Annotated in this window: 12 protein-coding genes; 9 read left to right on the plus strand and 3 right to left on the minus strand. The window is 41.7% G+C overall.

The window, feature by feature from the left end; translation table 11 throughout:
• Window positions 1–2: 2 nt before the first annotated feature.
• A complete protein-coding gene (gene hemH, locus GSQ19_RS13160) occupies window positions 3–1,169 on the minus strand; it encodes a ferrochelatase (protein ID WP_011318389.1) in 1,167 nt (388 codons plus the stop codon).
• A gap of 93 nt (window positions 1,170–1,262) precedes the next feature.
• Here hemH and GSQ19_RS13165 point away from each other — a divergent pair, with 93 nt between their 5' ends.
• Together GSQ19_RS13165 and GSQ19_RS13170 are read left to right on the plus strand one after the other, a co-directional pair.
• The gene (locus GSQ19_RS13165; protein WP_011318390.1) at window positions 1,263–1,886 is read left to right on the plus strand and encodes a class I SAM-dependent methyltransferase; all 624 of its coding nucleotides are present in this window, start codon (window positions 1,263–1,265) and stop codon (window positions 1,884–1,886) included.
• Between the two features lie 170 nt (window positions 1,887–2,056).
• Window positions 2,057–2,893, plus strand: a complete 837-nt coding sequence (locus GSQ19_RS13170; RefSeq protein WP_011318391.1) for an Rpn family recombination-promoting nuclease/putative transposase — start codon at window positions 2,057–2,059, stop codon at window positions 2,891–2,893.
• 140 nt (window positions 2,894–3,033) lie between these two features.
• On the opposite strand, the gene GSQ19_RS13175 is transcribed toward GSQ19_RS13170, so the two are convergent.
• Window positions 3,034–4,434, minus strand: coding sequence for an amidohydrolase (locus GSQ19_RS13175; RefSeq protein WP_011318392.1), 1,401 nt, complete (start codon window positions 4,432–4,434; stop codon window positions 3,034–3,036).
• An 83-nt stretch (window positions 4,435–4,517) separates the two neighbouring features.
• On the opposite strand from GSQ19_RS13175, the gene GSQ19_RS13180 reads away from it, so the two are divergent.
• The 5 genes from GSQ19_RS13180 to GSQ19_RS13200 all read left to right on the plus strand — a co-directional run bounded on the left by GSQ19_RS13180 (window position 4,518) and on the right by GSQ19_RS13200 (window position 9,301).
• Complete coding sequence (locus GSQ19_RS13180) at window positions 4,518–5,312, plus strand: cysteine hydrolase family protein (RefSeq protein WP_011318393.1); 795 nt, start codon at window positions 4,518–4,520, stop codon at window positions 5,310–5,312.
• Window positions 5,313–5,768, plus strand: coding sequence for a cupin domain-containing protein (locus tag GSQ19_RS13185; RefSeq protein ID WP_011318394.1), 456 nt, complete (start codon window positions 5,313–5,315; stop codon window positions 5,766–5,768).
• Window positions 5,769–6,250: 482 nt separating this feature from the next.
• Window positions 6,251–7,009: an LmeA family phospholipid-binding protein gene (locus tag GSQ19_RS13190; protein ID WP_011318395.1), complete on the plus strand. Its 759-nt coding sequence runs from the start codon at window positions 6,251–6,253 to the stop codon at window positions 7,007–7,009.
• Between the two features lie 108 nt (window positions 7,010–7,117).
• The gene (gene crtO, locus GSQ19_RS13195; RefSeq protein ID WP_011318396.1) at window positions 7,118–8,815 is read left to right on the plus strand and encodes a beta-carotene ketolase CrtO; all 1,698 of its coding nucleotides are present in this window, start codon (window positions 7,118–7,120) and stop codon (window positions 8,813–8,815) included.
• 123 nt (window positions 8,816–8,938) lie between these two features.
• Window positions 8,939–9,301 carry an ArsR/SmtB family transcription factor gene (locus GSQ19_RS13200; protein ID WP_011318397.1) on the plus strand — a complete coding sequence of 121 codons (363 nt, stop codon included), beginning with the start codon at window positions 8,939–8,941 and terminating at the stop codon, window positions 9,299–9,301.
• A gap of 76 nt (window positions 9,302–9,377) precedes the next feature.
• Here the strand turns inward: GSQ19_RS13200 and psbA are convergent, their stop codons facing one another.
• Window positions 9,378–10,460 carry a photosystem II q(b) protein gene (psbA, locus tag GSQ19_RS13205; protein WP_011318398.1) on the minus strand — a complete coding sequence of 361 codons (1,083 nt, stop codon included), beginning with the start codon at window positions 10,458–10,460 and terminating at the stop codon, window positions 9,378–9,380.
• Between the two features lie 198 nt (window positions 10,461–10,658).
• Here psbA and GSQ19_RS13210 point away from each other — a divergent pair, with 198 nt between their 5' ends.
• Both GSQ19_RS13210 and hetL read left to right on the plus strand, forming a co-directional pair.
• Window positions 10,659–11,786, plus strand: coding sequence for an NAD(P)H-dependent flavin oxidoreductase (locus GSQ19_RS13210; RefSeq protein WP_011318399.1), 1,128 nt, complete (start codon window positions 10,659–10,661; stop codon window positions 11,784–11,786).
• A 98-nt stretch (window positions 11,787–11,884) separates the two neighbouring features.
• On the plus strand, window positions 11,885–12,598 hold the full coding sequence (gene hetL / locus GSQ19_RS13215) for a heterocyst differentiation pentapeptide repeat protein HetL (RefSeq protein ID WP_011318400.1): 714 nt from the start codon (window positions 11,885–11,887) through the stop codon (window positions 12,596–12,598).
• Window positions 12,599–12,660: the final 62 nt, after the last annotated feature.

A 12,660-nucleotide genomic window follows, 5' to 3' on the forward strand; every position in this document is an offset into this window, starting at 1 on the left:
CACTACTGCAAAAGCCCAATCATATGCAGTAGGCCTTGACCTGTCACTAACTCGATGATGAGAGCAATAAAACCTAACATCGCAATCCGTCCATTCCAAACTTCCGCACTAGAAGTCATACCCCATTCCCAACTCTCAGGAGGATACATTTTCACCATTTTCTTGATTTGGGCTGCTTGCGACAGCTTGAAGCTGGGTTTGTTGAGCGCGTCAATTACTAAATTCGCCAAAGCTCTAATAAATACCGGATGGGTATTAGGTGCAGCGACACGACGGAAATTGTGGATTCCGGCTTCTTCTGCTATTTCCCGATACTCGATATCAATTTCTTGTAGTGTCTCGATGTGTTCGGAGACGAAACTGATAGGTACGACAACTAAATCTTTGACACCTTGCGCGCCTAGTTCTTTGAGCGCATCTTCGGTATAGGGTTGCAGCCATTCAACTGGGCCGACGCGACTTTGATAGGCTAAAGTGTGAGGATTTGGTCGATTGAGGGTTTGCATAATTAATGCAGTACATTCCTCAATCTCCTGCTGATAGGGGTCGCCTGCTTCTTCAACATAGCTTTTGGGTACACCATGAGCGCTGAAGAACACATGAACTTGATCAGGATCAGGAAATTGGTCTACTTCTTGGCTAATGAGTTCCGCCATCGCCTGTAAATAACATGGTTCTTTATACCAAGAGGGGATGACGGTGTAGTCCAGACGTTGTAGTTTGGGGTCTTCTTGCCAAAGTCTTTCTAGTAGACGGAAGCTAGAGCCACTAGTGCTGATGGAGAATTGGGGGTATAGTGGCAAAATCACCAAGTTATCCAGGTTATCTTGGGTCAAAAGAGCGATCGCTTCTTCCGTATATGGATGCCAATAACGCATTCCCACATAGATATTCGCTTCTTGACCCAAATCATGCAACTGTTCCTTTAAGGCTTCTCCTTGGGCTTCCGTAATCCGCCGTAGTGGGGAGCCACCGCCAATTTGCTTATAGTTCTCTTGGGAGGTTTTGGTGCGTCGAGAAGCAATAAACCAAGCCAAGGGCTTCTGCAACCACCGGAATGGTAAGCGTATAATTTCCGGATCGGAGAATAGGTTAAACAAAAAAGGCCCTACATCCTCCAGCTTATCGGGACCACCGAGATTGAGTAATAATACGCCTACACGACCCATAGCAGTTATTTTCCCCCAACCTTTTCAGATTTTTTACTAATGTTAACAATATATCTTTATTAAATATAAAGCTTAACAGTTCGGAATAGTACTATGGCAACAATTTTCAGGGATTTAAGTTATCGCTATCAATGGCTGTACGATTCCATATCTCGTGTAGCTGCGCTGACTGTGGGTGGAGAAGCCAGATTTCGGCAATTAGCTTTGCAAGGATTAACCATTGAGAAAAATACTTCTGTCCTTGATGTTTGTTGTGGTAGTGGTCAAGCAACGCAATTATTAGTGAAATATTCACAAAACGTAACAGGATTAGATGCTTCTCCCTTATCTTTGCGACGGGCTAGACAAAATGTGCCAGAGGCTAATTATGTAGAAGCTTTTGCGGAGAAAATGCCATTTCCAGATAAACAGTTTGATGTAGTGCATACCAGCGCTGCTTTACATGAAATGGAACCGCAACAATTGCGAGAAATTATTCAAGAAGTGTATCGAGTTCTGAAACCAGGAGGAATATTTACATTAGTAGATTTTCACACTCCTACTAATCCTATCTTCTGGCCTGGTTTAACAGTATTTTTACTGTTATTTGAGACAGAAACAGCTTGGCAGTTATTAAAAACAGATTTAGCTGGTTTACTCACTGAAATTGGTTTTGAAGTAAGTAAATCAACTTTATATGCTGGTGGCAGTTTACAGGTAATTCAAGCTAAAAAATAAAGTTTTGCCTCTGTGGTGGATGATTTTTGCCACAGAGTCCCAAAATCACAGTAGTTAATACCTGTCAAAAACAAATAATAAAATTATTAACGTGACAAATTTCAATGTATAAGTAGTGTCATCTTGACGTTAAGATAAACAGTTAAATTGTTAATTATTTGTATATTTTAGTGAAACGCGACTCCATTTTTTACCAAATTTTTAAGCGATTTCCTGCTTTAATTTTTGAGCTTGTTGATGACCGTCCTGAACAAGCTCAGAATTATCGATTTGAGTCAGTTGAGGTAAAAGAAACTGCCTTTCGTATTGATGGGGTCTTTTTACCTCCAGAAGATGCAACACCCAAGATAATCTTTTTTGCGGAAGTTCAGTTTCAGAAAGACGAAACTCTTTATCATCGTTTCTTTACCGAATCTTTGACGTATTTGTACCGAAATCAGTCTCAATACGACGATTGGCATTGTGTAGTAATTTTTCCATCACGTTCTTTGGAACCAACTGATACAAGAACTCATCGAATATTTTTAAACAGCGACCAAGTACAACGCATTTATTTAGATGAGTTAGGTACTTCTAGTATGCCGATAGGCATCAATTTAATGCAGTTGACGATCGCATCCTCTGAAACGATCGCACAGCAAGCGCGTCTTTTGATTGAGCAGGTACAATTAGATTCAACAGGCACACTGCCGAAAAACGAGATAATAGACATTATCACCACAATTGCTGTTTACAAGTTTTCTTCATTAAGTAGAGAAGAAGTGGAAGCCATGCTAGGACTGACTTTAGAGGAAACAAGGGTCTACCAAGAGGCGAAAGCTGAGGGTCGAGAAGAGGGTCGAGAAGAGGGTCGAGAAGAAGGGCGAGAGGAACGGGAAGCTGAATTGTTGAGAATAACTGTACCTTTGTTACTAAAAACAGGGATGAGTATAGAACAGATTGCTCAACAACTCAAGGTTGACGTAGAAGCCATCCAACTTGCTGCACAGCAGAACACGGACAAATAAGCGCACGGGAGATTGGCGTTTACAAGTTTTCGTCATTTTTACTGTAAAGAAGTGGAAATTATCAAGTTGATAAAGCTGATAACTGTTGACAGTAAAAGTACTACTAAATTTGTGTGTACACTGTAGCTCTCTGGACGAGATTAAATTAAACCCATGACTGTGCGGTAATGAACCTCGAATTGTTCCACTGTTTGAGATTGGCGATTAGTAGCCCATTCACTGAGGTGGAATAATTCTGTTCGTAATTTTTCAACGTCAATTGTCGTTACTTGACGATTAGCGATAATTTGTCGTCCATTTACCCAAGCACTATCGACAACATTTGTAGGACGACCTAAAACTAATAAACCAATAGGATCTGTACGCGGAACCAATGATAAATTAGTCAGATCATAAAGTATTAAATCGGCTTTTTTACCAACGGTAATTGAACCGAGTTGATCCGCCAGATTTAGTCCCTTGGCCGCGCCTAAAGATGCCATTTCTACTGCTTGTCTGGGAGAAATCCAAGAGCGATAATCAAAGTCGGTGACGTTATGTAAAATAGACCCGATTTTAATAGCTTCTAACAAATCCTGTGAATCATTACTAGAAGCACCATCACAACCAAAAGTAACATTCACCCCGGCTTGGCGATATTTTAAAATGGGGGCAATTCCACTGCCTAAACGTAAATTACTTAAGGGATTGTGAACGACTGTCGATTGGGTTTGTGCAAGAATATCAATATCAGTATCATTTAACCACACACAATGAGCTAGGGAAGTGCGATCGCCTAAATAACCAATGCGTTGCAAATGGGTAACAGCACTACAACCATATTTCTCTTGAGCAAGTTTTTCTTGGGCTTTGGTTTCTAATAAGTGAGAGTGACGACAGAGATTATAGCGATCGCTTAATTCAATACAACCTGTGAATAAAGCATCAGTACACAACTGTATCCCCGTAGGAGCAACTAAAATACTCACACCTGCATCTGGATGATGAAACTGTCTCACAGCTTCTTCTACTAATTCTAAGGTGGCAGCAGTGGAACGGAAAAAAGGCTCATGGGTTTGGGTCGATTCCCCAGCAGGTAGCCCGGCGGAGAGGGATTGGTCTTGAATCAGGGGGGCGATAAAAGCCCGAATCCCCACTTCTTGATAAGCGCGGACTGCACTGGCGATAGTTTCTAACTCCTCTCCAGGAATTAATACCAGATGATCTACTACACTGGTTCCCCCAGACAGTAAAGTTTCTACCGCCGTACCCAAGGCGCTGAGATAAACCTTCTCCGTATCCAAGGGGGCAAAATCATATAATTCTGCCAGCCATAACTCTAAAGGAAAAATAGAGATTAAGCCTCTTTGCCACATTTCCGATGAGTGGGTATGAGCATTGACAAAACCAGGTAGTAACAGCTTATGTGTACCATCAATGACAGTACCCACAACATCTAAATTAGGGGCAATAGCGGTAATTTTATCCCCTAAAATCTGAACATCGGTAGTGATGTAACCGTCGTCAGTAGCCAGCAGCACATTTTGGATAGTGAAACTCACAGATTTTAACCTTAATTAAGTAATTAAACGCTCAATATGATTTCAAGGTACAAAATAGTAATTATGTTGGGTGATGCAATTTTATGGATCAGTCTTTACGCACATTGGGAGTAGCGCCAAATGCTTGGATGGTGAATCAAGCGATCGCAGATATCACTCGTCCGCAAAAGACCCCACAACCCGTTATCTTATCAACAGAAACCAAAACTCTGCGCCTAGACTTGGCAAAAACAGCCATTATTGTCATAGATATGCAAAACGACTTCTGTCACCCAGATGGTTGGTTAGCCCATATCGGCGTAGATGTGACACCAGCAGCTAAACCCATCGTACCTTTAAATAATTTACTGCCAGAATTGCGTGCGGTTGGTGTGCCTGTAATTTGGTTAAATTGGGGCAATCGTCCCGACTTACTGAACATTAGCGCCAATTTACTTCATGTTTACAATCCTACAGGAGAGGGGGTGGGGTTAGGCGATCGCTTACCCAAAAACGATGCTAGAGTACTGATGGCAGGTAGTTGGGCGGCAGCAGTCGTAGACGAACTCCAGCAATTACCACAAGACATTTGTGTGGATAAATACCGCATGAGTGGCTTTTGGGACACACCTTTAGATAGTATTTTAAAAAACCTGGGAATTACAACAATATTGTTTGCTGGCGTTAACGCTGATCAATGCGTACTGACTACCTTATGTGATGCTAACTTCTTAGGATACGACTGTATTTTAGTCAAAGATTGTACTGCTACAACTTCTCCCGATTATTGTTGGTTAGCGACCTTATATAACGTTAAACAATGCTTTGGTTTTGTTAGTGATTCACAAGCAATTTTCACAGCCCTAAATCACCCTGAAGCCACAGGAAGGGATAAATAAATGCAAGCTACTCGTTGCGTAATTCCTGTTATTAAATCTCCCAAAGATTACCAAGTATATCGTATTAGCCCTCACGATACAAATCGATTAGCAATTATTTTTGATTCCACCAATGCCAATACTTCCCTAACCTGCTGCGTAGAAATTTTTGAAGTCGGTGGACAAACACCCCCTAATCGACATCAATGGGCGGTAGAAATGTTTTTTGTCATCAAAGGGGAAGGTATAGCCATGTGTGACGGCAAAAAAGTTCCCATTAAAGCCGGAGATAGTTTATTAGTACCTCCCACCGGCACCCATTTAATCAAAAATACAGGCTCTAGTCGCCTGTACACATTAACAATTATGGTTCCTAACGAAGACTTCGCCGAACTAATTCGTAGTGGTACACCCTTAGAGTTAGATGCAGAAGATATGGCAGTACTCGGCAGATTAGATGCTTTGATGACTTGCTAAAGGTTAGAGACTAGAAGTTAGTATTTTTACTTCCCAGTCCCCAATCCCCAGTCCCCAAGCATTGCCCACCAAAACCATGATTACTAAGTAATTAGGGCGTTGCTGATTAGTGGGATGATTTTTTTGTCTCACGCATACCGCTAACGCGGAACCCGAAGGGTAGAATCAATATTCTGCTTTGTACAAAAGTCCCAATTCATCCCGCATTTTTGAATTGGTATTATCCCTGGCTTCTCCAAGAAGTCGGGGATTTATAGTTTGTGAGTACAACCTTGTCAGAAAAAACTCCAAGAAGAATTATTTCTCAAGGATGGTTAAACCTTAATAAATCATTCTTAGGGCTTATTGAATATTAATGATTTGCCTGAAAAATGTTTTAACAGGAACTATTTGTTTTTTTGTATATACCATATTGCAGATCCGATATTGAACATTTAGAGTTTAAAGTTATTAGTGAGAGGAAACTAGGAAAATATGAGTTCATGCCAGATAAGCAGAATTTAGAAGAAAGGTTAATATCTCAGGTAGCTGAAAGAAGCATATCAAATCAGCTAGATACAGCCGAGCAAATTGACATTTATGTCCAAACTGATATTTTAAAAGTAGTTCAAGGACAAGCTGATGGCGTGACAGTTAGTGGTCAAGGCTTAGTAACTAAACAAAATATCCGTGTTCAAGAAATCCAAGTAAAAACAGATAGTATTGCTATCAATCCACTAAGTGCCATTTTTGGAGAAGTTCAACTAGATAAGCCTGTAAATTTAACTGCTCGTGTCATTCTCACAGAAGCCGATATTAATTCTGCACTTACATCTGATTTTACTCGTAATTTTATGCAAGATTTCGAGTTAAAAGTGGATAGAGAAATTATTAGTTTTGAAATGCAAGATATGCAAATATTTTTGCCTAGTGATGGACAGATGGGCTTTCGCGGTAATTTTTTATTAAAAGAGAAGAATCATCGGCGATCACTTGGTTTTACTGCTATGCTTCGTCCCCGAACTCATTCCCAACCTATAATATTAGAAAGTTTCCATTGTACTCAAGGAGAAGGGGTTTCTTTAGAATTAATTATGACATTGGTGCAGAAAGCTCAAGAACTAGTAAATCTCCCTTATCTTGTTTGGGAAGGCATGAAGATTCGTATTAAAAATATGGAAATTCGCCAAAGTATATTGATACTTTTATTAGAAGTAAATCTCGCTCAATTACCAGAATCAATCATGGAAAATTCCGATTAAAAATACCAGTAAAATTACCTGTAGTTTATTTACTAATAACTATCAAGGTTGTAATTTCGTTTTACCCTTTGTAATATTATCAAGCCACTCTAATTCAAGATAACAAATATGCAAGAGTATGATGTTGTAATGATTGGTGCAGGACATAACGGGCTAGTTTGCGCCGCTTATTTGCTGAAAGCTGGCTATAGTGTCCTGCTGCTCGAAAAGCGTTCTGTTCCGGGTGGTGCAGCTACAACAGAGGAGTGTCTGCCAAAAGAAGCACCAGGATTTAAATTTAATTTGTGTGCGATTGACCACGAATTTATTCACCTGGGGCCAGTTGTTGAGGAATTAGAACTGGGGAAATATGGCCTGGAATATTTAGAGTGTGATCCAGTTGTTTTCTGTCCTCATCCTGATGGCAAGTATTTTTTAGCTCATAAATCTTTAGAAAAAACTTGTGCAGAAATCGCTCGGTATAGCGAACGTGATGCTAAAAAATATGCCGAGTTTACCGAATATTGGCAACGGGCAATAGGCGCAATGATTCCTATGTTTAATGCCCCGCCAAAATCAATTATCGATATTGTTGGTAATTACGATATCACGAAATTCAAGGACTTATTTTCAGTCATCGGTTCTCCTAACAAAACGCTGGACTTCATTCGCAATATGTTAACCAGCGCAGAAGATATTCTCAATGAGTGGTTTGATTCGGAATTTCTCAAAGCACCCTTAGCAAGATTAGCATCAGAACTCGGCGCGCCTCCGTCTCAGAAAACCATTGCCATCGGTGCAATCATGATGGCGATGCGTCACAATCCTGGGATGGCTAGACCTCGCGGCGGTACTGGCGCATTAATCAAAGCTTTGGTGAATTTGGTCACAAGTAAAGGCGGTGTGATTCTCACAGACCAACACGTTGAAAAAGTCTTGATTGATGATGGTAAAGCCGTTGGTGTGCGAGTGGGCGGTGGTACAGAATATCGTGCTAAATATGGTGTGATTTCTAACATCGACGCAAAACGGTTATTTTTGCAAATGACCGATAAAAGTGATGTAGATGCAGCCGACCCGGATTTATGGGAAAGATTGGAACGGCGCGTTGTCAACAATAATGAAACCATTCTGAAGATAGATTTGGCATTAGATGAACCTTTGCGCTTTCCTTTCCACGCTCATAAAGATGAATACTTGGTTGGGTCTATCTTAATTGCCGATTCTGTAGCCCATGTGGAACAAGCACATAGTAAATGTACCTTGGGAGAAATTCCTGATTCTGACCCATCGATGTATGTAGTTATGCCTAGCTATCTCGACCCCACACTAGCACCTTCTGGCAAACATACTGTGTGGATTGAATTTTTCGCCCCTTATCAAATCGCTGGTGCAGAAGGTACTGGTTTCAAAGGTACTGGTTGGACGGACGAATTGAAAAACCAAGTTGCAGACAAGGTTGTTGATAAATTGGCAACTTATGCGCCAAATGTCAAAACATCAACTATTGCCCGGCGTGTAGAAAGCCCGGCGGAATTGGGAGAAAGACTAGGTGCATATAAAGGTAATTATTACCACATTGATATGACCTTGGATCAAATGGTCTTTTTCCGTCCCTTGCCAGAAATAGCTAACTACAAAACCCCCATCGATAATTTATTTCTCACTGGTGCAGGTACTCATCCCGGTGGTTCGATTTCGGGAATGCCAGGACGCAACTGTGCGCGGGTATTTTTGCAGACTAAGCACCCCATTACTCAGACTCTCAAGGATGCGAGGGATTCGATTAAGTCAACAGTTGAGTCAGTGTTTGGGATTAATCAATAGTCCGTGGTCAACAGTTGACGGTTGACGGTTGACGGTTGACTACTGATGACAAACTTTAATCGTATTTAGCTATAATACCAACTAGTTATTAAACGCTTTTTGTGTCGGCAATTAAATCTCACTATGCCAAAAACAAAGCCATCCCAGGCTGATCCGTCTGTTCTTGTGGCGGTTGCTGACTATTTTAAGGTACTATCGGAGTCCAGTCGATTACAGATTTTGTCTTGTCTCAAGTCAGGGCCGATGAATGTCATGGAAATTGCGGAGGCGACTGGCTTAGGACAGGCAAATTTGTCTAAGCATTTGAAAGTTTTAACTCAAGCAGGTCTGGTATCTCGTCAGCCTAAGGGTACTAGCGCTTACTACGAGATTACTGATCCAATGATATTTGAACTTTGTGAGTTAGTATGCGATCGCATTAGTCAACGTTTAATACAGCAGGCTAAGAGTCTGAAAGCCCTTCAAGAGAAAACACCGATTTTTTAAAAATCACATAGTCATCTAATAAATAAAGCACCCTAAAATTAGGGTGCTATCTACTAAGCAGTATACACAGGAGAAACTAACTAGCGATCGCTGGAGCAGCCAAAGCAATTGGTTGAACTTCACCAGACGCTAAATCTAGCGGGAAGTTGTGAGCATTTCGCTCGTGCATCACTTCAATCCCTAAGTTGGCTCTGTTAAGCAGGTCTGCCCAAGTGTCAATTGTCCGTCCTTGGTGATCCAAAATTGAGTTATTGAAGTTAAACCCATTCAAGTTAAAGGACATGGTGCTGATACCCAAAGCCGCAAACCAGATACCAATTACCGGCCAAGCTGCTAGGAAGAAATGCAAAGAACGGGAGTTGTTAAAGCTGGCATATTGGAAGATTAACCGCCCAAAGTAACCATGTGCAGCTACGATATTGTAGGTTTCCTCTTCTTGACCAAACTTATAGCCAGTATTGGCTGATTCTACTTCTGAGGTTTCCCGCACTAGTGTAGATGTCACCAAGGAACCGTGCATTGCCGAGAATAATGCCCCACCAAAGACTCCAGCTACACCAATCATGTGAAATGGGTGCATGAGAATATTATGTTCCGGTGAAAACACAATCATAAAGTTGAATGTGCCAGAAATACCCAGCATCATCCCATCGGAAAAACTGCCTTGCCCAATGGGATAAATCAACAGCACGGCTGTTGCGGCCGCAACGGGAGCAGAAAAAGCTACAGGAATCCACGGACGCATCCCTAAGCGATAACTCAGTTCCCATTGCCGACCCATATAAGCATAGATGGCAATCAGGAAATGCAGGACAATCATTTGGTAAGGGCCGCCATTGTACAGCCATTCGTCTAAAGAAGCCGCTTCCCATATAGGGTATAAGTGCAGGCCAATAGCGGCTGAAGTTGGTACTACAGTAGCAGTAATAATGTTATTACCGTAGAGCAGAGAACCTGATACTGGTTCACGAATGCCATCCACGTCAACTGGTGGCGCGGCAATAAACGCAAGGATAAAGACAATCGCCGCAGTTAAGGCTGTGGGAATTAACAGTACTCCAAACCAACCAACATACATTCGATTTTCCGTACTGGTAATCCAGTTACCGAATCTATGCCATAAATTAGCGCTACTACGCTGTTCTAAAAGTGTTGTCATTTGTGGTGATGATTGCGAATGTAAGAGTGAAATATCAACTGACAAGGGTGTAACTTGTCGTACAATTATTATATAACTTTATAGTAATATAGTTGTCAAGCAGAGTAAGTAAAATTTTTCGGCTGAGTACATAAATGTTATCCGCATGACAATTGACACCGAGATGTTAAAATTACTCTAAAGTTATTTAGTTAATGAATGAATAGTTCTGTAAAAACCCGTATCCTCCAGCCTTTACGGATTGGTAAACACATTGCCCGCCATCCCATCATTCAAGGGGCAATGGCCGTGCGGGTATCGGGAGCAAAATTAGCGGGAGCCGTTGCCAATGCTGGGGGTGTGGGCGTGATTGCTTCTTTGGGACTGGGTTTAGATTCGCCCTATTTTGACAAACGCAAAAAACGCAGCTTTTTTACAGCCAATCGCCTAGCTTTAATAGATGAACTAGCAAAAGCCCGTAGTATCAGCCCCGATGGGGTGATTGGGGTAAATATTCTAGTTGCTACCAAAGATTATTCTGTATTAGCCCAAACAGCTGCTGCCCAAGGAGCAGATATCATCATTACTGGTGCAGGATTACCCCTAGCTTTACCAGAGTACACCGCAGCATATCCCGATGTGGCACTAGTGCCGAGTGTGGCGAATTTGGAAGCAGCGCAGTTGATTTGTGAAACTTGGCAAAGTCGGTATCATCGTCTACCGGATGCGTTGATTGTGGAGAATTGCCAGCAGGTAGGGGGACATTTTACCCAGTGTGAGCAAGTGAATATTCCGGGATTTTCTCTTGAATTGGTGATTCGGCAACTGCGGGATTATTGCCAAAATCATTTAGGTGCAAGGATACCATTGATTGTGAGTGGAGGAATTAGCGATCGCACCGATATTGATCGGATGATAGCAATAGGCGCTGATGGTGTGCAAATTGGTACGCGCTTCGTGACCACAGTAGAATGTGATGCCGACCAACGTTATAAAGATTATCATCTACAAGCCCAGCCAGAAGATATTGTGACTGTACCAAGTCCAGTGGGCAAACCCAGTCGTGCTTTACATAATTTGTTTACAGAACAGGTAATGAGTAATTCATCAAACTTAGAAAAGCGATGTATTGCTAACTGTTTAGAAACGTGCTTATGTCGAGATCATGGAAAAACTTATTGCCTTTTGCAAGCACTTGCTCAAGCAGCCCGTGGCGATGTGGAAAATGGTTTAATTTTTTCGGGCGCAAATGCTGGTTATACCCAAGACATCATATCTGTCCCAGAACTGATGACAGAACTCACTCAAGCTCATACCATTGAAGTTTCATCTAGTGACAAATACTAGACAGGAGCATCTGCACCAGCCAAGAATCAGAAGAAAAGAAATTTAAAGAGTTGGTATCATACCCTTTAAATTTATTAATTATTGAATTTGAATTATTTATGAATGTGGGTGAAATTCTGAGACATTATGCTGCTGGCAAACGCAACTTTCAGCATATCAATCTGCAAGAAGTAGAATTAACAAATGCAAGCCTTACAGGTGCAGATTTGAGCTACGCCGATTTACGTCAGACGCGACTTGGTAAGAGCAACTTCAGCCACACCTGTTTACGAGAAGCAGACTTGAGCGAAGCCATTCTCTGGGGAATAGATTTGAGTGAAGCCGATTTGTATCGCGCCATCCTCCGCGAAGCAGATTTAACAGGTGCAAAGTTAGTCAAGACTCGTTTGGAAGAAGCCAACTTAATCAAGGCTAGTTTGTGCGGAGCTAATTTGAATAGTGCTAATCTTTGTCGTTGCTTACTCTTTCAAGCAGATTTACGTCCCAGTTCCAACCAGCGTACAGATTTGGGCTATGTTCAGTTAACTGGGGCAGATTTAAGCTACGCTGACCTGAGAGCGGCTTCTCTCCATCACGCCAATTTAGATGGTGCAAAGCTGTGTCGAGCGAATTTTGGTCGGACAATTCAGTGGGGAAATCTGGCGGCGGATTTAAGCGGGGCTAGCTTGCAAGGTGCAGACTTGAGTTACGCAAATTTGGAAAGTGCCATTTTGCGAAAAGCAAATCTGCAAGGTGCAGACTTAACAGGAGCAATTCTCAAAGATGCTGAACTACAGGGAGCTATTATGCCTGATGGTTCAATTCATGATTGAGATTTTACTGGATTCCTGGGAAATGGTGGTTTTATGAACGCAGAGGGACGCGGTAGACGCTT

Source organism: Trichormus variabilis 0441 (assembly GCF_009856605.1).
Lineage (GTDB): Bacteria > Cyanobacteriota > Cyanobacteriia > Cyanobacteriales > Nostocaceae > Trichormus > Trichormus variabilis.

What these genes read in the sequence shown, in the direction of transcription:
- GSQ19_RS13180 (WP_011318393.1), top strand. Translation starts at nt 4,518, where the DNA reads ATGGATCAGTCTTTACGCACATTGGGAGTAGCGCCAAATGCTTGGATG.
- GSQ19_RS13190 (WP_011318395.1), top strand. Translation starts at nt 6,251, where the DNA reads ATGCCAGATAAGCAGAATTTAGAAGAAAGGTTAATATCTCAGGTAGCT.
- GSQ19_RS13165 (WP_011318390.1), top strand. Translation starts at nt 1,263, where the DNA reads ATGGCAACAATTTTCAGGGATTTAAGTTATCGCTATCAATGGCTGTAC.
- GSQ19_RS13200 (WP_011318397.1), top strand. Translation starts at nt 8,939, where the DNA reads ATGCCAAAAACAAAGCCATCCCAGGCTGATCCGTCTGTTCTTGTGGCG.
- GSQ19_RS13210 (WP_011318399.1), top strand. Translation starts at nt 10,659, where the DNA reads ATGAATAGTTCTGTAAAAACCCGTATCCTCCAGCCTTTACGGATTGGT.
- GSQ19_RS13185 (WP_011318394.1), top strand. Translation starts at nt 5,313, where the DNA reads ATGCAAGCTACTCGTTGCGTAATTCCTGTTATTAAATCTCCCAAAGAT.
- hemH (WP_011318389.1), bottom strand. Translation starts at nt 1,169, where the DNA reads ATGGGTCGTGTAGGCGTATTATTACTCAATCTCGGTGGTCCCGATAAG.
- crtO (WP_011318396.1), top strand. Translation starts at nt 7,118, where the DNA reads ATGCAAGAGTATGATGTTGTAATGATTGGTGCAGGACATAACGGGCTA.
- psbA (WP_011318398.1), bottom strand. Translation starts at nt 10,460, where the DNA reads ATGACAACACTTTTAGAACAGCGTAGTAGCGCTAATTTATGGCATAGA.
- hetL (WP_011318400.1), top strand. Translation starts at nt 11,885, where the DNA reads ATGAATGTGGGTGAAATTCTGAGACATTATGCTGCTGGCAAACGCAAC.